This window comes from Trinickia sp. NRRL B-1857 (genome assembly GCF_050470685.1).
In the GTDB taxonomy this organism is placed as follows: domain Bacteria; phylum Pseudomonadota; class Gammaproteobacteria; order Burkholderiales; family Burkholderiaceae; genus Trinickia.
The window spans coordinates 1,311,467-1,333,371 of the sequence record NZ_JBFLUK010000011.1; the positions used below are offsets into that span (position 1 = coordinate 1,311,467).

Sequence of the window (21,905 nt, forward strand, 5' to 3'; positions counted from 1 at the left end):
AATGCCCTGAGATGTTCACGCCGTCTTGGTTCTTACAGCCATTCCCAAACATCGCTATCGCTGGACGCGTACTCGACCGCCTCGCGCACCTCGCGGGAAGGCTTATCTTCTTGGTCGAGCTTGGGACGGTGGGATTTCGCTTCGCGCTCTGTCGTGCGCAACGCATAGACATCGACTTTGTTGAGCGACGGTGCCGGCAGCGGCCCGCGTACGATGCGCCCATCCGTTGCGCCTTGCCACGCACTGACGATCACATGCGCGTTGGTCCCGCCGTCGCCGAAGCAGTTGATGCCCGCGACCGCCGGCCACTCGCCCCACGGCGTCAAACGACGATTGAAACGGAACGGCGAAGCCGCGAAGTCGTAGTGCGTCATCGGCTGTTGCGCCGAGAGGAACGGCACGCGCTGCCCGTGGTGCAGCATCAAGATCACCTTGATGAAGCTGGCGATTCCCTCCGCGCTCAAGGGATGGCCGATATTGGGCTTAATCGCGCCCAGCTCGCACGGCGCGCCGCTATCCGCCCGATACACCGACTCGATCGCCTTCAACTCAAGCAGGTCCGTGACCTCAGAACCTGAACCATTCGCTTCGATATGGCTCACGCTCTCGGGCGTGCGGCCACTGCGTGCCAGCGCGCTTCGCATCACCTCGCGCTGCGCTTCGATGTTGGGCGCGGCCGGCCCCGCCGTGCGCCCGTCGTTGTTGATCGCCATCCCATCGATCACGCCGTAGATCGCATCGCCGCCGGCCAACGCATCGTCCAGACGCTTGAGCATGACCAGCCCAACGCCCTCGCCCAACACCGCGCCGCGCGCGCGTTGATCGAATACGTGGAAATGCGGCTCGCGGTTCAAGATGCCGCGCCGCTCGAACAGCCTCAATGCACCGTCTGATTGCAGCACGCTCGCACCGCCCACCAACGCCGCCTCGATATCGCCGGCCTTCAGCGCCTGGATCGCCATGTTCATCGCGACCAACGCCGACGAACACGCCGTATCCACCACCACGCTCGGGCCGCGCAGGTCGTAATAGCGCGAGATGTTCGCCGCCAAGTAGTTTTGGCCTACGGTTAGGATCGGGTTGTTCGCTTGCAGGAACGTCTGCTCATCCGGCCGATGCTGGCTCCTCGCGCCCAGATAAACGCCGATCGGCCGCCCCTTCACTTCCGACAGCCGATAACCGGCGTGATGCCAAAGGCTCAGGCTCTCTTCCAGTAAGAGCAATGCCTGGGGATCCATCGCCCGCGCATCGTCCCGCGAAATAAGGAAGAACTCCGGATCGAAGTGCGTCACGTTATCGAGCAAGCCCGCGTAGTAGGTGCTCGACGATTTCCCCCAACGCGTCTGCGGAATCGCTTTGATCGCACTTCCGCCGTTTGCAAGCAGTTGCCAATACGCATCGAGCGTCGGTGCGCCCGGGAATCGGCAGGACAGTCCGACCACGGCAATCTTTGTCGTGTAGTCCGGCTTCACCGGTGCAGTGAACTGCCTCGACTCGAGTTGCGGCAGTAACGTCGGAAGTGCTTCCTGTGCGACTTGCACATCTGGCGTCTCGACCTTGGACGTACTTGGCATATCAGGTTCGACGCTATCGCTAGCGTTATCGCTATTGCCCGGCAGCTTGACGGCCAGCGCCTCCCCGTGGGTTTTAACGAGCCAGCGCGTCAACGCGTTCAGCGTCGAGTGCTCATACACGATCGACGGATCCAGTGGTACGCCTACCGCCGTCGATATCGGCCGCAGCATCTGCGCCAGCATCACCGAATCGGCGCCGTAATCGGGCAACGGCGTATCGGCTTCCACCTCCTCCAGCGTCAGCCTCAACTGCTCAGCCACGAGCGCTGTGAGCCATACTTGTGCGCGTGCTTCCAACGTATCGCCGGTCGACGGCTGCTCGCTCGTAACCGAAGCGGCCTCCGTGGCCCGAGCCTTACTCGATGCTGCGCGCGATCCCACCTGGTTCGGTTGCATCGCACGCTTCATCAACGCAGACGCATCGAATCGCGATTCATCGACGACCGCAGGCATCACCACCGGGCCGAGCCCGCGACGCAACACCTCGTCGAGCAACCGCAGACCTTCGACGTCGGTGTGGCTAAGCAGACCCGTCTTCCGATATACGGCACTGCGCGTCTCGCCGATCCCCGTCTCCTTCCAATTCGGCCATTGGACGCTAACGATTCGGTTGCGCTCGGACTGCGCTTGCGCTTGGGCCACATAGTCCATGTAGGCGTTAGCCATCGCATAGTCCGCCTGACCCGCGCCCAGACTCGGGATCACTGCCGACACCGACGAGAACAACACGGTGCACATCAAGGGCTCGTTAGCCAGACAGGCCAGTAGCGTCGCCAAGCCCGTTACCTTCGGCTTCAAGACTTCCTGAATGCCCGTCAGCGATTTCCGTATGAGCGCGGGCGTGTTCAGGTCCATGCTGCCGGCGGCATGGAACAATGCGCCGATGTCGCCAAGGGTTGCCTTGATCGTCGCGAGTTCTCGAGTCACGGCCTGCGCATCGTCCAGTGCGACCGCGCTGACCCAAACCTGCGCGCCTTGCGCCTCCAACGCCTCAATAGCGCGGATTTTTTGGCTTACGGCATCGGTACCGTCCCGGTATGCGCTCCATTGCTCGCGCGCCGGCAGTACGTCACGCCCGCTCAGAACCAAGCGTTTGACGCCGTATTGACGGACCAAATGTTGCGCACAGAGATAACCGACGCCGCGTGTACCGCCCGTCACCCAAACCACCGCATCGGGCCCAAGCTCGATCGCGTCACGCCCAATCGCCCCAGCGGTCGACTCGGCCAATACGCTTCGATACCGAGTGCCCGACCGATAACAAACCTCGGCCTCATCACCTTCGCCTTGCAACTCCGCCGCAATTTCGTCGAGCCAGGCGTGCTCGTTCTCGGCCGTGTCTAAATCGACATGACGCGCGGATATCCGGCCGTATTCGCTTTGCAGCATGCGATACAGGCCAGCCGACAACGCGCCGGTCGTGTCTTGCGTGCGAGCGTTCAGCGACTCCAAGCCGCACGTAATACCGAGTGCTACGGCGCCGTCTCGCGGGCCTTGCTCCAGCCACTGCTGTAGCCAACCCAACGCAATTTCGTTAAAACCGGCGCCAATACCGGTCAAATCGATCCAGCCCTGCCAATCGGCCCAGTTCGGTGCGACGGCGGAGCCGTGGGATACATCGAGTACTTGGACCTGGCCAAAGCGCTGTGCCAGGCGCGCGGCGATATCGGTCGTCTGGTCATCGGCAACGATAATCACCGCTGCGTTCGATTGCAGGCTCACGCTCGGCGCGGCAGCTTCCCATTGCTTGTTCAAATAGCGAATGCCACGGCTACCGGAGGCGGTTGCCGATGCGTCCGGGGCCGGCGAGGCATCGACAGGTGCGGTCGCGCTCTGGGCGCTTAGCTTGACCCAGTAACGTTGGCGAGCGAACGGATAGGTCGGCAAGCTAATGCGGCGCGGCTTCGGCTCGCCATAGAGCCTGTGCCAGTCCATGGCCATGCCCTTGGTCCACAGCTCGAGCAGCTTGCCGTACTTGCCTTTGGCCACCCACGACTCGATCGCCTGCTCAAAATCGTCGTCGCCAGCGAACAGACCCAGCGCGTCCTTGTTGCGCTTCGCTTGACCGGTGTAGACATCGTCCGCGTCCTGACCGTTTAGAATGGACCGCAGTTTCTCTTTCAAGGCCTCCATCGAATCCGCTACGACACCAAGCCGCGACTCCATCGCTTCGCGGCCTACTTGCAGCGTGTATGCCACGTCGGCCAGATCCGCATCGCTCAGCTTGCCCGATTCCACCGCCTCCAGCAGTTGGCGAACTTGGTCTTTCAAACGATCTTCGTTCTTAGCCGACAGCACCACCACCGCCGGCCGCGCCGACGATACCGGCACCACCACACGTGCCTCGTCGCTCGGGATGTACTCCTCCAGAATGACGTGCGCGTTCGATCCACCCGCACCGAACGAAGAAACCCCCGCGATACGCGGATATTCGCGCGCCGGGCCGCCATCGATCGAGACCACCGGCCGCTTCCATTCCCCCAGCTCTTGCTGCACGACGAACGGCGTCTTCTTGAAGTCGATGTTCGGATTGAGCGTTTGCGAATGCAGGCTCGGCACCAGCTTCTTGTGCTTCATTTGCAGCAGCACTTTCGTAATACCCGCAATGCCCGCCGCGCTTTCGCAATGCCCGATATTCGATTTGGCCGAGCCGATCGCGCAATACTGGCCTGCGTCACCGGTTTGCCCGAATGCCTTGCTCAAGCCCGTAATCTCGATCGGATCGCCTAGCGACGTACCCGTGCCGTGTGCCTCGATGTAGCTGATCGTGCGCGGATCCACGCCCGAGCTCTTCAACGCTTGGCTGATCACACTCGCCTGCGCATTCGGGTTCGGCACCGAGTAGCCGTTGGTCTTGCCCCCATGGTTGATCGCCGTGCCCTTGATCACGCCATGAATTTGATCGCCATCGGCAATCGCCTTCGCCAGCGGCTTGAGCAGCACCGCACCGACGCCCTCACCCGGCACATACCCATCGCCACCCTCGCCGAAGCTCTCGCAACGGCCTTTACTGGAGGTGAACTTGCCGCCCGAGAGCAGCAGATACTTGTTCGGATGTACCGATACATTCACCCCACCAGCCACAGCCAACTCACATCCACCACGTTGCAAGCTATGGCAAGCCAAGTGCAGCGCCGTCAGCGACGACGAGCACATCGTGTCGAGGGCCAAGCTAGGCCCATGGAAATTGCAGAAGTACGACACCCGGTTCGCGATCGACGACGCGCTGCCCGAAATCGCCAGCCCTCGGCCACGCACTTGCTCCTGTGCGCCATAGAGCTGGTATTCCTCGTACATCACGCCGACGAACACGCCGACATTGCCCTCTAGCCCAAGCCCTTGGTACTGCCGCAAGCGCTCACGCGTATAGCCCGCATCTTCCAATGTCTCGTACACGCATTGCAGGAACAGGCGCTCCTGCGGATCCATGAGTTCGGCTTCGCGCGGCGAGATATTGAAGAACAGCGGATCGAATTGATCCACGCCCTCCATAAACCCGCCCCACTTGCTGTAGCTCTTGCCCAGCTTTTCTTTGTCGGGGTCGAAATACAGCCCATGATCCCAGCGCTCGGCGGGAATCTCGCGAATGCAATCCTTGCCCTCGCTCAGATTCGACCAGAACGCATCGAGGTTGCGCGCATCGGGGTATCGGCCGCTGATCCCGATAATGGCGATGTCCATATCGTTCGAGACAGGCGCCGCTTGTTCTCGCTTAGCGCTGCGAGGCGCGAACCGGCTCGTACGTACGCGGCTACCCGCGACAGCGGGCATCGCACGCGGCTCGACCGCTACCGGCCGCGCCGTTTCGCCACGCGTGTCCACACCCAGCAATGCGACCAACCGATCACGATGCGACTGTACGAAGTACTCGGCCAACGCGCCCAGCGTTTGATACTCGAAGAACAGCGTCTTCGATAACGGCCCGAAACTCTTTTCCAACTCGGCGGTGAGCTTGAGCACAAGGATCGAATCGATGCCGTATTGATCCAACATCGCATCCACGTCGATCCGATCCGCCGACAACTTCAATGTCGATGACAGCAACCGCTTCAAATAGGAAACCGTCTTCGCCGTCAGATCGTCGGCTCCCACGACGGCCGTGTCACCTCTCGATGCAACCGATTCGGCCGCAACTAACGGTTGAGCCGATACCTGCACGGCAGACGTTTCGCCCGGCGCGCGCAACAACATCGACCGCAAACGGTTGACGTCGCCCGCCAACACGACTACTTGGGACTCCTCCAAGGCCAACGCATCGCAAAGCGCTTGAATCCCCGCGGCCGTTTCCAACGTATGAAAGCCACGGGCTTGGATGCGTGCCTGTACGCTGGAATCGACCTGCATTCCCCCCTTGGCCCATAGCGGCCAGTCGAGCGAGACCGTGCGCCCGTGCCGGCGCCCCGCCGCCACTAAGGCGTTGCGATGCTCGGCATAGTGATCCATGAATCCATTGGCCGCCGCATAGTCGGCCTGTCCCACGTTGCCGAATACACCCGCCACGGAGGAAAAGAGCACAAACCAATCGAGCGCAAGCGCCTTGGTCGCGTCGTCGAGCGCCACGAGCCCCGACACCTTCGGCGCTAGCACCGCCCGCAACTCGGCCGTCGTTTTCTTCAGCAGGAAGTTGTCTTCGATCAAGCCCGCGCTATGCAAGATGCCGTGCAGCGCGCCGAACTCGTCCACGATCCCGTCCACCAATCCTTGGACCATCAACGAATCGGCGATGTCCGCCTGCCGGTACACCGCCGTGGCGCCCAGTGCGCGCAATGCGTCGAGCTGCGATTGCTTACGGTCATCCAAGGGCGAACGGCCGCTCAGTACGAGAACCGGGGCATCGGCATGTCGCGCGATCTCCTGCGCGAATAGCAGCCCCAATCCTCCCGTACCGCCCGTGATCAAATACACACCGGCGTCGCGCCACGGCGATTGCGCGCCCGCGTTCCGCGTCAGTTGGGCCAGGCCGAGCGCTTGGCGCTGACCCGCGACATAGCGCACGCGCGCATCGTGGGGAGCCGCGGCGTTTTCTTGCAACGCCGCCACCACCTCGCCCGCGTTTGCCTGCCGGCTTACACCGATCACTTGCCCGAGCAGCTTCGGATTTTCTTGACGCGCCGTCTTCAGCAGACCCGTTAGCCCTGCCAACAACCGAGACTCGCCGTCGTCGGCGATCACCACTTGCAGGAGCACGTCGCCTGCCGGTTTCGACTGCAATACGACTTGCAGCAACGCGAGCATTTGCGTGGTCGCCGATTCATAGCGTGCCGCAAGGCCGCCCTCGCCGCGCAACGCCTCGCACTGCGCTTGCGGCAACTGCGCTTCCACGTCCGCGGCCAAACCCGACAACTCCTCACCCAGCACGACCCAGCGCTGGGCGTAGGCTCGCGGCGTGCCCGCCTCGACCGGCTGCGGGCGCCACTCGGGTTTGAGCAGCAAGGTGCCGATCGTGGACGAATCCGTCGACGCAGCGCCGTCCAGAACGCGGGACGTGAAACCCAGCAAGCGAACACAAACGCGCCCGTGTTCATCCATCACATCGATATCGACCTTGCGCACGGGACTACCGGCCGTGCTGCCCTCGCTATAGCGAACCCATGCCCAAGCCTGCGACGGACACGCGCTCAAAACCTCTAAACGCTCCAGCGCGAACGGCAACGACGCTTTGCCGCCCGGCTCGCTCAAGCTCAACCCAAACGCTGCTTGCAACGCGGCATCCATCATGCTCGGATGCAACACGAACGGCTCGACGCTGAGTCCCGCCGGCATGGCTAGGCTGGCCAATACCTGAGCCTGCCCTTGTGCATCGCGTCCCACGTCCAACGCGTCGAGCCCACGGAAGCTTGTCCCGTACTGCAATCCCAGCGCATCGAACACCGCGTAGCACTGCGCACCGTCCACATGCCGTTCCTGGCATTGCGCACGCAACGTATCGATGGCCAGCGCCACGGGCTCGATCGAGTCGTCGATCGCGGCCTGGCCTTGCGAATGCACAATGGCTTCGGCGCTCGCGTCCGCTTGCGTGTAGATCTCGTAATCGATCTCACCGTTGTCTTGCGGCGTCAACGAGATGTGAACGGTCTGCCCCGCGCCGCCGACTGCGAGCGGCCGAGCGAACGCCACTTGCTTGAGCGTGATGCAAGGCGTATCGCCCTGCCGGATATCCAGGGCCTCGGTCACCGCGGCACGCGCCATCTCCAAGTGCGCAACGCCCGGCAGCACGCGACGGCCTTGCACGACATGGTCCTTCAAGAAGAACTCCTCGCCGTCGAATGTCGAGCTGAAACGTTGTTCGTCGAGGGTCGAAGTATTCCGATGCAGCAGCGGATGCAATACGGCTGCGGCCGCGACTACACGTTCCTGCACGGCCGGAACCCAATATGTCTCTCGTGCAAACGGATAGGTAGGCAGGCTGATGCGGCGCGGCTTCGTCTCGCCGTAAAGCATCTCCCAGTCAAACGTCAGACCTTTCACCCAGAACTCGAGCAGCTTGCCGTACTTACCTTTAGCCACCCACGACCCGATCGTCTGTTGTAGGTCCTCGTCGCCTGTAAACAGATTCAACGATTCTTTGTCGCGCTTGGCTTGACCGGTGTAGGCATCTTCGACATCGCGACCGCTCAGGATGGCCCGCAACTTATCTTTCAGGGCATCCATGGATTCCACGACGACGCCCAGGCGCGACTCCATCGCTTCACGTCCCACTTGCAACGTGTAGGCCACGTCCGCTAGATCGGCATCGGTCAGATCTCGCGCTTGCACCTCATCCAGCAGTTGGCGCACTCGATCCTTTAAGCGCGCTTCATTCTTCGCCGAGAGGACCACGACTGCCGGCCTTGCCGACGTGACCGGTACGATCACGCGAGCCTCTTCGCTCGGGATGTACTCCTCCAGAATCACGTGCGCGTTGGAGCCGCCCGCGCCGAACGAAGAAATGCCCGCGATGCGCGGATATTCTTTTGCCGGTCCCCCGTCGATCGACACCACCGGCCGCTTCCATTCGCCCAACTCGCGCTGAACCACGAACGGCGTCTTCTCGAAGTCGATGTTCGGATTGAGCGTATCGGCATGCAGACTCGGCACAAGCGTCTTGTGCTTCATCTGAAGGACGACCTTCGTCACGCCCGCAATACCGGCCGCGCTTTCGCAATGGCCGATGTTCGATTTCGCCGAACCGATCGCGCAGTACTGACCTGCCTCGCCGGTTTCGCCGAACGCTTTGGTTAGACCCGTGATTTCGATCGGATCGCCCAACGCCGTACCGGTGCCATGCGCTTCGATATAGCTGATCGTGCGCGGATGAACGCCCGAGCGCTGCTGCGCCTGACGAATCAATTCCTCCTGTGCATTCGGGCTCGGCACCGTATAGCCGTTGGTCTTGCCGCCGTGATTGATGCTCGTCCCACGAATCACCGCGTGGATCACATCGCCATCGGCCTGTGCCCGGCTCAGCGGTTTAAGCAGCACGACGCCGACAGCCTCACCCGGTACAAAACCATTGCCGCCTTCGCCGAAACTCTTGCATCGGCCGTCCGAGGACAGCATCCGCTGCGTGCTCAAGGCAATGTAATTAGACGGGTGCAGATAAAGATTGACGCCCCCGGCCAAGGCCAACTCGCATTCGCCTCGGTACAAGTGCTCGCATGCTTCATGAATCGCCGTCAACGAGGCCGAGCACATCGTATCGATCGGCATGCTCGGGCCTTGCAGATTCAGCAGATACGACACGCGATTGGCCACCGAACTAAACGACGTGTGCGGGTGGAATGTATCGCCTTGACGCCACAGCGGCGGGCCATACAGATCGAAGCCCGTCTTCGTGATACCTGCAAACACGCCCACCCGGCGTTGGTGCCGGCTCTCCAAGCGCTCCCGCGTATAACCGCTTTCTTCCAGCGCGGACCAGCACGCCTGTAGGAACAAGCGCTCCTGCGGATCGATCCGCTCGGCCTGGCTCGGCGGAATATTGAAAAACAGCGGATCGAAATCGGCGAAGCCGTCGAGGAAGCTCCCCCACTTGCTGTAGCTCTTGCCTTCTGCCACCGCACGTTCAGGATCGGCTTCATAGAAGTCGGCGAGCGGCCACCGTTCTTGCGGAATCTCCGTGATGCAATCGCGGCCCGATTTCAGGTTCTCCCAGAACGCCTCTAGGCTTGACGCCTGCGGATAGCGCCCGCTGATACCGATGATCGCGATCGGCTCGCGCTCGCGCGCGTGCCCAACCGAAATCGCCCGCGTGCGGCCATGCGCACGGCCTCTCACCGAGCGCAAGAGCGCCGCGCTTCCATTCACGTTTTCCGCTCTCGGCGCATCTTCGCGCCTCGTCCCATCGACGCCGCACCAGCGCGCACTCGCTTCGGCATGCTCCTGTGCGAAATAGCCGGCCATCGCATCGAGGCTTGCGTGTTCGTAGAACAACGTCTTCGACAATTCGCCGAACACCGCCACGAGCTTCTCGTTCAGCGTCATGATCATGATCGAATCGATGCCGTAACTTTCGAACGGCTCGCTCGCATCGAGACGATTCAGCGGTAGTTTGCTGGCTTCGGCAAACAACGTCTTCAATCGATAGAGCGTCTTTTCTTTCAAGACGCGCGCGTCGGCCGCAGGCCCGGCATCGGGCATCTCTTGAGTCGCGCGCGCACTGTCGTCGGCAAGTGCCCCGATTCGGAAGCCGCAGCCCTGCAAGCGAACCAACACCCGCCCTTGCTCATCGGCGATGTCGATGTCGAGCTTGCGTACCGCACCGGCGGCCGTATCGCCCGCGCTATAGCGCACCCACGCCCATGCTTGCAATGCGCACGCATCGAAAATTTCCAACCGCTCCAATGCGAACGGCGCCGGCCCCAAGCCGCTGGACGTGCCGGCTTCGTCCAAGTTCAGCGCGAGCGCCGCTTGGAATGCCCCCACCATCATGCTCGGGTGTAAGACGAACGGCTCGGCGCCGAGCCCAGCCGGCATGGCGAGCTTCGCGAGCAATTGGGCTTGCCCTCGTTCGTCCCGGCCTAGGTTCAACGACTCGAGCCCGCGTAACCGAGGTCCGAATTGCCAACCCAACCCCTCGAATGCGGCGTAGCACTGCGCCGGGTCGAGACGCTTGTCTTGGCACTGTGTCTGCAAGGCGGCGAGCGCTAGCCGCTCAGGCTGCGGCGCTTCGCCTACCGTCGCTTGGCCTTGGACATGCACCAGCGCTTCCGCCTGTGCATTCGCTTGCGTGTAGATTTCATAAGCGATCTCGCCGCCGTCCCGCGGCATCAACGCGATATGGACGGCTTGGCCTGCGTCCTCGACCACGACCGGCTGACCGAAAGCGACGCCCGTGAGGGTGATGCCAGCGGCACCTGTCGTCTTCGCTACAGCCGCCCTCGCCATCTCCAGATAGGCCGTTCCTGGCAGTACGCGGTACGCGTCCACAACGTGATCGCGCAGGAAAAACTCATCCCCGTCGAACACGGAGGTAAATCGCTGCTCACCGAAATCCGAGGTGTTTTCATGCAGCAACGGATGCAAGACGGCCGCACGTTTCGCGGCCCCGTTCTTCACGGCCGGTAGCCAATACCGTTCCTTTGCGAAGGGATAGGTCGGCAAGCTGATTCGGGACGGCTTCGCCTCGCCATATAGCGCATCCCAATCCACGCTCATGCCTTTGGCCCACAGTTCGAGCAGCTTGCCGTATTTTCCTTTAGCCACCCACGATTCGAGCGTCAGACGGAAGTCGTCGTCGCCCGCGAATAGGCCGAGCGCTTCCTTGTTACGCTTGACCTGCCCCGAATAGACGCCTTCCGCACCTTTCCCCTCTAGGATGGACCGCAACTTATCGTTGAGCGCGCCCATCGAATCGACGAGCATGCCCAGCCGGAAATCCATCGGTTCGCGTCCCACTTGGAGCGTGTAGGCCACGTCGGCCAGGTCGGCGTCGGTAAAGTCTCGGGCTTGCACTGTATCCAACAGTTGGCGCACTTGGTCCTGCAAACGCTCCTCGTTCTTCGCCGAAAGCACCACGACCGCCGGCCTTGCAGCCGTGACCGGTACGATCAGGCGAGCTTCTTCGCTCGGGATGTACTCCTCCAGAATCACGTGCGCATTGGAGCCGCCCGCACCGAACGATGAAATGCCCGCGATGCGCGGATATTCCTTTGCTGGGCCCCCGTCGACCGACACCACCGGCCGCTTCCATTCGCCCAACTCGCGCTGAACCACGAACGGCGTCTTCTCGAAGTCGATGTTCGGATTGAGGGCCTCGGCGTGCAGGCTCGGCACAAGCGTCTTGTGCTTCATCTGAAGCACAACCTTCGTCACGCCCGCAATGCCGGCCGCGCTTTCGCAATGGCCGATGTTCGATTTCGCCGAACCGATCGCGCAGTACTGACCTGCGTCACCCGTCTCCCCGAACGCCTTGGTCAATCCCGTGATTTCAATCGGATCACCCAACGCCGTACCGGTGCCGTGGGCTTCGATATAGCTGATCGTGCGCGGATGAACGCCCGAGCGTTGCTGCGCCTGACGAATCAATTCCTCCTGCGCATTCGGGCTCGGTACCGTATAACCGTTGGTCTTGCCGCCGTGGTTGATGCTCGTGCCGCGAATTACCGCATGGATCACGTCCCCATCGGCCTGCGCTCGGCTCAGCGGTTTAAGCAGCACAACGCCAACACCCTCACCCGGCACGAAGCCATTGCCGCCTTCCCCGAAACTCTTGCACCGGCCGTCCGAGGACAGCATCCGCTGCGTGCTCAGCGCCACGTAATTGGACGGATGAACGTAAAGGTTTACGCCCCCAGCTAGCGCCAGCTCGCATTCGCCTCGGTACAAGTGCTCGCATGCCTCATGAATCGCCGTCAACGAAGCCGAGCACATCGTATCGATCGGCATGCTCGGGCCTTGCAGATTCAGCAGATACGACACCCGATTCGCCACTGAACTAAACGAAGTATGCGGATGCAGTCGTTCGCCCTGTTCCCAAAGCGGCGGACCATACAGATCGAAGCCCGTCTTAGTGATACCTGCGAACACGCCTACCCGGCGCTGGTGCCGTTTCTCCAAGCGCTCCCGCGTGTAGCCGCTATCTTCCAGCGCGGACCAGCACGCCTGCACGAACAGGCGTTCTTGCGGATCCAATCCTTCCGCCTGGCTCGGCAACATGTTGAAAAACAACGGATCGAAATCGGCGAAGCCGTCGACGAACCCGCCCCACTTGCTGTAGCTCTTGCCTTCTGCCACCGCACGTTCAGGATCGGCTTCATAGAAGTTGGCGAGCGGCCACCGCTCTTGCGGGATCTCCGTGATGCAATCGCGGCCCGATTTCAGGTTCTCCCAGAACGCCTCTAAACTCGACGCTTGCGGATAGCGCCCGCTGATACCGATGATCGCAATCGGTTCGCGTTCGATCGCAGGCCGGGTCGGCAATACGCGGCTCAAACCTCGTGCCGAGCTTCTCAACGAGGGCAATTGCACCGCATCGTCGCTCAGGCCGTTCGATTTGGCTCGCTTGTCGTACGCTTTAGCAGCGTCGCCGATTTTTGCATCCTGGTGAGGGGCCGCTTCGATACCGCACCAGCGTGCGGTCGCGTCGGTGTGCTCTTCCGTGAAATGACCGGCCAACGCATCAAGGGTTGCGTACTCGTAGAACAGCGTTTTCGATAGCGTGCCGAACACCGACACCAGCTTTTCGTTCAACGCCATGATCATGATCGAGTCGATGCCATAACTCTCGAACGGTTCATTGACATCAAGTTGTTCGATCGGCAGCTTGGCGGCATCGGCGAAAAGCGCCTTCAACCGATAGAGCGTCTTCTCCTGCAAAACGTGCAGATCGATCTCGGCCGACGATGCCGACACCACGGCATCTGACTGCGCTTGATCATCTGTCAGCGCGTCCACATGGAAGCTACAACCGTGCAAACGCACGCAAACCCGCCCCTGCGCGTCCATGACGTCGATATCGAACTTCCTTGCTCGATCGTCTGCGAGACCGTCCTCGCTATAACGCACCCATGCCCAACCTTGCGGCGGACACCCACCGAAAATCTCCAGCCGCTCAATGGCAAACGGCGACTCGGCGATGCGTGCGCAAGTCCCTATCTCGCTCAAACTCAGTCCTTGCGAGGCCTGGAGCGCCGCGGCCATGATGCTCGGATGCAGCACAAACGACTCGGCATCGGAGTCCATCGAAATCGACAGTTTGCCGAGCGCTTGCGCATATCCTTCCGAATCCCGGCCGACGTGTAGCGACTCGAGCCCACGCATGCTCGTGCCGTATCGCGAGCCGAAGGCTTCGAACATTGCATAACACTGCTCGGCATCGAAACGCTTGTCTTGGCATTGCGCACGAAGTCCATCCAACGCAAGGACATCGGATTCGGTCGCTTTGCCGAACACCAGACGACCCTGCGAGTAGACGACGGCTTGAGCAGCCCCATCCTGTTGTGCGTAGATTTCGTAGTCCGCCGAGCCGCCATCCCTCGGCATCAACGCAATGTGCACGGACTGCGCTGCGTCATTCGGCGCGAAAGGCCTAGCGAACTTCACCTGCTCGATAGCAATGTAGGCGTCTTCCTCGCCGAGATTCGCCGCATACGAAATCGCGGCGCGTGCCATTTCCAGATGAGCCACCGCGGGAAGCACGCACCGACCGTCGATCACGTGATCTCGCAAGAAGAATGCTTCACTCGTAAACGTGGAAGTGAAACGTTGTTCGCCGAAGTTCGACGTGTTTCGATGCAACAACGGATGCAATGCGTCACTGCCTTGCGCAATGGCCGTATGGGTCACCGGCACCCAGTACTTGTCCTTCGCGAACGGATAGGTAGGCAAGCTGAGACGGCGCGGCTTGGTTTCGCCGTAGAGCTTGCGCCAGTCGAACGCCACTCCGTTCACCCACGACTCGAGCAATTTGCCGTAGTGACCATCGGCTACCCACTGCTCAGCGTCTGCGCCGATCGTTCCGTCTTGCGCTTGCTTGCCTCGCTTGGCGTGCCCTTGGTACACGCCTGCGACCTCACGCCCATCCAAGACCGCGCGCAGCTTCTCCTTGAGCGTTGCCATCGAATCGACCAGCAGGCCCAGCCTCGCATCCATCGCTTCGCGCCCGATCTGCAACGTGTACGCCACATCCGCTAGATCGGAATCGCTAAGCTCCTGCGTTTGTACCGCATCCAGCAATTGCTCAACCTGCGCCTTCAACCGCTCATCGTTCTTCGCCGACAGCACGACGATCGCGGGTTTAGCCGATGACATAGGCATCGCAACGCGAGCCTCTTCCTTCGGAATGTATTCCTCCAGAATCACGTGCGCGTTCACTCCGCCGAAGCCGAACGAACTCACTCCCGCGCGCCGCGGCAATACGTTTCCATGCTCGTCTTTCAGCCGGTCCCACGGCCGATTGCGCTGCACGATGTAAAACGGGCTGTCCTCCAGTTGGATAAGCGGATTGACCTGCTCGCTGTGCAAGCTCTTCACCAACGTCTTGTGCTTGAACTGCAACAAGACCTTGATCACACCCGCCACGCCCGCAGCCAATTCCAAGTGGCCGATGTTGGTCTTCACCGAGCCCAACCCGCAATAGCCTGCCGGCAACCCCTCTCCGCCCAATTCGGCGAACGCACTCTTCAGCGCATTGACTTCGATCGGATCGCCCAGCGGCGTGCCCGTCCCATGCGCCTCGATATAGCTGACCGTACGCGGATCGACGCCCGCCTGCGAATACACGCGCTTGAGCAAAGCGGCCTGCGCCTTCGGATTGGGTGCCGTGAGCGACTGCGCTCGTCCGCCATGGTTCTCCGCACTGCCTCGAATCAAGCCGTAGATGTGGTCGCCGTCACGCTCGGCCGCACTCAGCTTCTTGAGCACCAGCATCCCGGCACCTTCGCCGCGCACATATCCGTTCGCATCCTTCGAGAACGTCTTGCACCGCCCGTCCTCGCAAAGCATTCCCGCTTTGCTGAAACTCAACGACGTCATCGGGCTGACTAGTGTATTGACGCCGCCCACGACCGCCATTTCGAAGCTGCCGTCGGCCAAGCCCTGCAAGGCGCGATGAATCGCCACCAGCGAACTGGAGCACGCCGTCTCGATCGGCTCGCTCGGACCGTGCAGATTCAAGAAGTAGCTCATCCGGTTCGGCCCGATCGAGGGGACCAAACTCGTACTGCTGTAACCCTGATTGCGTACGCCGGCTCGGGAAAGCAAGGCGCTATAGCCTGTATCGCCTATCCCGACGAATACCGCCATATCGCTACCGGATAAGCTTTGCGCCGAATACCCCGCATCCTCGATCGCACGCCATACGAACGTCATCAACAAGCGTTGCTGCGGATCCATCAATTCCGCTTCGCGCGGCGAAATGCCGAAGAACAGCGGGTCGAACTCGGTCATGCCGTCGATGAAGCCACCCCATTTGACGCCGCTATTGCCGTCCTTCGGGCCCATCTCGCCGTAGACCGTACGCCAATCCCAGCGCTCGATCGGCACTTCGCTAATGCAGTTGCGCGCTTGCAGCAAGTTCTGCCAGAACGCGTCCAAGTCCGGCGCTTGCGGGAAACACCCGCTCATGCCGACGATCGCAATCGCCTCCTGATCATGCTTGGCCGCGCGCTCGATTGCTTGCTCGGGTGCGGCAACCGCAACGTTCGACGTAAAGCGGCGACGCCCGGCGTTCAACGGTTGAGCAGCCCGAGGGCGCACTTCGATCGAGCGGGCCGCCTGCGGCACGGGCTGCGGCGCTGGCATGCCAGCGGCCAGGGCCTCGACCTGAACCGGCGCATGACTTTGCGTCGGCGTCAGCACAGCGGCCATCGCCGCGCCGTGGGCGCGCACGAGGTGCTGCGACATGCTCTCCAACGTGGTGTATTCGAAGAAGACGGTCGGCTCGAGCGAGAGTCCGTAGGTCTCGTTCAATTGATTGGTCAATCGCCAAAAGCCGATCGAGTCCATGCCGTACTCGCTGAGCTCGGCATCCAACTCGAAATTGCCGGCCTCGACTTTGAGAAACGCAGAGGCCGCTTGAAGCAATTCCGCCTGTACCTTTTTCAGCAGATCGCCGCCGCTGACGGCAGCAGGAGCCGAAGACTGTATCTGCCGCGGTTGAGGTTGAGGTTGCGGTTCGGGCTTCGCTTGCGGTTTAGGTTGCGGTTGCGGCTGAACGACCGTCACCGGCACGACCGCCGGTGCGGTTTTGTGCTCACGCAAAAACAGCGATTGCAGCCGTTTGACGACGCCGGAAACTACCACCACCTGCGATTGGTCGCAGGCGAATGCGTCGTACAGGGCCTGGATGCCGGCGCCCGTCTCCAGTGCATGCATTCCGCGCGCTTGGATCCGCTCTTGCACTGCCGCATCCACTTGCATGCCGCCCTCTGCCCACAGCGGCCAATTGAGCGAAAGCGTGCGCCCCTGGCGCAGCCCTGCCGCCGCCAAGCCGTTCCGGTAGGCCGCGTAGGCATCCATGAAGCCGTTGGCCGCCGAGTAGTCGGCCTGCCCGACGTTGCCGAACATCCCGGCCACCGACGAGAACAGCATGAGCCAATCGAGCGAGATCGCCTTCGTCGCCTCGTCCAGCGCCACCAGGCCCGATACCTTCGGCGCCAGAACCGTCTTCAACTCGGCCGGTGTCTTCTTCAGCAAGAAGTTGTCGTGGATGACACCCGCGCTGTGCACGATGCCATGCAACGCGCCGAACTCGTCGACGATTCCGTCGACGAGGCCTTGCACCATCAGCGCATCGGCAATATCCGCCTGCCGGTAGGCCACCGTCGCGCCGAGCGCGCGCAATGCATCGAGCTGCGATTGTCTACGCGCATCCAACGGCGAACGGCCGCTCAGTACGAGCACAGGCGCATGGGCGCGTTCCGCGATTTCCCTCGCGAAGAGCAACCCGAGCCCGCCCGCGCCGCCCGTGATCAAATACACGCCCGCGTCTCGCCACGGCGATCGCGCCGGTTGATCGATCGCCACCTCCATCAGTTCCACGAGGTGCCGCCGTCCTTCGATATAGCTCACCCGCGTATCCTGCGGCGCAGCGGCGTTCTCTTGCAATGCCGCTACTAGCTCGCCCGCGTTTGCATGCTTGCTTACGCCGATCACCTGCCCGAGCAACTTCGGGTTCTCTTGACGCGCGGTCTTCAGCAATGCGGCCAAGCCGGCCTGCAATCGAGACTCGCCGTCATCGGCGATCACGACTTGCAGCAGCACGTCGCCCGCCGGCCTAGCCCGCAACACCGCTTGCAGCAACGCAAGCATTTGCGTGGTTGCCGACTCATAGCGCGTCGCAACACTGCCTTCGCCTCGCAACAGTTCGAGTTGCGCTTGCGGCAACTGCGCTTGCACCGCATCGGCCAAACCCGACAATTCGTCGCCAAGCACAACCCAATGCTGAACGTAAGCTCGCGCCGTCTCGGCTTCGACGGCTTGCGCGCGCCACTCCGGCTTAAGCAGCAGCGTGCCGATACCGGACGAATCCGTCGCCGGAGCACCGTCCACCACGCGCGACGTGAATCCTTCGAGGCGAACGCAGACGCGTCCGCTCTCGTCCATCACGTCGATATCGAGTTTGCGCACCGGGCTACCGGCCGTGCAGCCTTCGCTATACCGAACCCATGCCCACGCTTGCGACGGACACGCACTCAAAATATGCAGCCGCTCCAACGCGAACGGCAACGATGCCTTGCCGCTCGACTCGCCGAGGCTCAGCCCGAACGCCGCTTGCAGGGCGGCATCCATCATGCTCGGATGCAACACGAACGGCTCGACGCTCATCCCCGACGGCATCGCCAGTTTGGCCAAGACTTGAGCCTGCCCTTGCGCATCGCGTCCCACGGACAACGAATTCAAACCGCGGAAGCTCGTGCCGTATTGCAGCCCCATCGCCTCGAACGTCGCATAGCACTGCGCGCCGTCGACGTGCTTGTCCTGGCATTGCGCGCGCAATGCATCGATCGCCAGCACGATAGGCTCGGTCGCATCGAGAAGTACCGCGCGTCCCTGCGAATGAACGACCGATTGCGACCCTGTGTCCGCTCGCGTGTAGATCTCGTATTCGATTTCGCCGCCGTCTTGCGGCGTCAGCGCGACATGGACCGCCTGGCCCGTAGCGCTCACCGTCAGAGGCCGGGCGAACACGATTTGCTTGAGCATGACGCGAGTCGCATCGCTTTGAGCACTATCCACCGCCTGCGTGACGGCCGCACGCGCCATTTCCAAGTGAGCGACCCCGGGCAACACACGCTGGCCTTGCACCACGTGGTCTCGCAAGAAAAACTCTTCGCCGTTAAAGGTCGAACTGAAGCGCTGTTCGTCAAGCGTCGACGTGTTTTGATGCAACAGCGGATGCAACACCGCACTGCCGGCGGTTAGACGCTCTTGAGTCAGCTTCACCCAGTACCGCTCCTTCGCAAACGGATAAGTGGGCAAGCTGATACGCCGCGGCTTCGCGTCGCCATACAGCGCGTCCCACTCGAATGCCAAGCCCTTCACCCAGAGCTCGAGCAGCTTGCCGTACTTGCCCTTCGATACCCACGATTCGATCGCTTGCAGCAAATCCTCGTCGCCGGCGAATAGGCCCAACGCTTCCTTATTGCGCTTGACTTGACCCGTATAGACGTCTTCTTGATCGTCACGGCCGTCGAGAATCGCTTGCAGCTTTACCTTGAGCGCGTCCATGGAAGCCGCGACGATCCCCAGGCGCGACTCCATCGCTTCACGCCCGACCTGGAGCGTGTATGCGACGTCCGCCAGATCCGCATCGCTCAACTGCCGCGCTTTCACCGCCTCCAGCAGTTGGCGAACTTGATCTTTCAACCGCTCATCGTTCTTGGCCGACAGCACAATCACGGCCGGCCGCGACGAGGACACGGGCACCGCCGAGCGCGCGTCCTCGTTCGGAATGTATTCCTGCAAAATCACGTGAGCGTTGGATCCGCCCGCACCGAACGAAGAAACGCCCGCGATCCGCGGATATTCGCGCGCCGGGCCGCCGTCGATCGACACCATAGGACGCGCCCATTCGCCCAACGTTCGCTGCAACACAAACGGCGTCTTTTCGAAATCGATATTGGGGTTGAGCGTTTCCGAGTGAAGGCTCGGCACGAGCGTCTTGTGCTTCATCTGAAGCAACACTTTCGTGATACCGGCGATACCGGCTGCGCTCTCGCAATGGCCGATGTTCGACTTAGCCGAGCCGATCGCGCAGTACCGCCCCGCATCCTCGGGGAGTCCGAACGCTTTGCTCAAGCCCGTGATCTCGATCGGATCGCCAAGCGACGTACCCGTGCCATGGGCCTCGATATAGCTGACCGTGCGCGGATCCACGCCCGAGCTCTTCAACGCGTGGCTGATGACGCTTGCCTGAGCATTCGGATTCGGAACCGTGTAGCCGTTCGTCTTGCCGCCATGGTTGATCGCCGTGCCCTTGACCACACCATGAATTTGATCGCCATCGGCGATCGCCTTTGCGAGCGGCTTGAGCAGCACCGCACCGACGCCTTCGCCCGGCACATACCCGTCGCCGCCCTCGCCGAAGCTCTCGCAACGGCCCTTGCTCGATGCGAACTTACCGGCCGAGAGCAACAAGTACTTATTCGGATGGATGGAGACATTGACCCCGCCGACGACCGCCAACTCGCATCCGCCGCGCTGAAGGCTATGACACGCCAAATGCAACGCCGTCAGCGACGACGAACACATCGTGTCGATCGCGATGCTCGGCCCGTGGAAGTTGCAGAAGTACGAGACGCGATTGGCAACGGAGGACGCGTTGCCCGGGATGGCCAACCCACGACCGCGCGCTTGTTCCTGCGCGCCATAGAGCTGGTATTCCTCATACATGACGCCGACAAAGACGCCCACATTGCCGTCCAGCCCCAACCCTTGGTACCCACGCAAACGCTCGCGGGTATAGCCCGCATCTTCGAGCGTCTCGTACACGCATTGCAGGAACAGGCGCTCCTGCGGATCCATCAACTCCGCTTCGCGCGGCGAGATATTGAAGAACAGCGGATCGAATTCATCCACGCCTTCGATGAAACCGCCCCACTTGCTGTAGCTCTTGCCCAGCGTTTCCTTATTGGCGTCGAAGTACAGGCCGTGATCCCATCGTTCAACGGGAATCTCGCGAATGCAATCCTTGCCCGCGCTCAGGTTCGCCCAGAAGGCGTCCAAATTGCGCGCTTCGGGATACCGGCCGCTCATGCCGATGATCGCGATGTCCATATCGCTCGTCGCGGACGGCATGCCTCGATTGGTGCTTCTCAGTGCGAGGCGACTCTGACGGACCCGTTCGGCCGCGAGTGCCGGCCGCCGCGTTTGCGCAGGCTCGGCTTTCGCGGACTGATCGCCCGGTGCCGGCGGCAGTGCTTGTGCGTCTGTCTCCAGACCGAGCAATGCGATCAGGCGCGATGCATGCGATTGCACGAAATATCCCGTCAGCGCGCGCAGCGTCTGATATTCAAAGAACAGCGTCTTGGACAAAGGACCGAAGCTTTTCTCGAGATCGGCCGTCAGTTGCAGCACGAGGATCGAATCGATGCCGTATTGTTCGAGCGGTGCATTGACGTCGATTCGGTCGGCGGGCATCTTCAGCGTCGAGGACAGCAACCGCTTCAGATAATTCGCCGTTTTTTCCGAGAGGTCGTTAGCGCGTGCCGGCGCCGCATTGACGGGTTCTGGCGCGGGGGACTTTGCCGCCACCGGCTGCGCTGCGGCTGGCTCTTGCGTCGTGTCGCCAGATGCCTGCGATTCCCGCTCGATGACCCGCGAGCTAAATCCGTGCACCCGGACGCACACCCGCCCTTGTTCGTCCAGAACGTCGATATCGAGCTTGCGCACGGCGCCGTCGGCGTTGCTCCCCTCGCTATACCGAACCCATGCCCACGCTTGCGATGGGCACGCAGTGACAATCTCCAGACGTTCCAGTGCGAACGGCAACGCGGCCTTCTCGTTGCGCTCGCCCACGCTCAATCCGAAACCAGCCTGCAAGGCGGCGTCCATTACGCCCGGATGCAACACGAACGGCTCAACGCGCAAGTGCGTATCCAACGATAGCTTGGCCAGCACTTGAGCGCGCCCTTGGGCATCGTGCCCGACGTGCAACGAATCGAGTGCGCGGAAGCTCGTGCCGTATCGCAAGCCCATCGCCTCGAAGGCTGCGTAGCATTGGGCACCGTCTAGGCTCTTCTCCTCACATTGCGATCGCAACGCGGCCAAGTCCAGCGCTTCGACCTCGACCGCTTCGCCGAGCACGGCACGGCCCTGCGAGTGCACGACGGCCTCCGCATGGTTATCGGCGCGTGTATAGATTTCGTACTCTAGCGCTCCATCGTCTTGCGGCGTCAGCGCGATCCGCAC

General features: G+C 61.7%; 1 protein-coding gene (cut by a window edge). It reads right to left on the minus strand.

Translation table 11 applies throughout. The features are described from left to right. Positions 1-32: 32 nt before the first annotated feature. Positions 33-21,905: the 3' portion of an SDR family NAD(P)-dependent oxidoreductase gene (locus AB1286_RS26625; protein ID WP_430366214.1), read on the minus strand. Its footprint extends 12,003 nt past the window's final position; 21,873 of the gene's 33,876 nt are visible here — the last part of the coding sequence; its start codon lies beyond the right edge, outside the window; it ends in the stop codon at positions 33-35.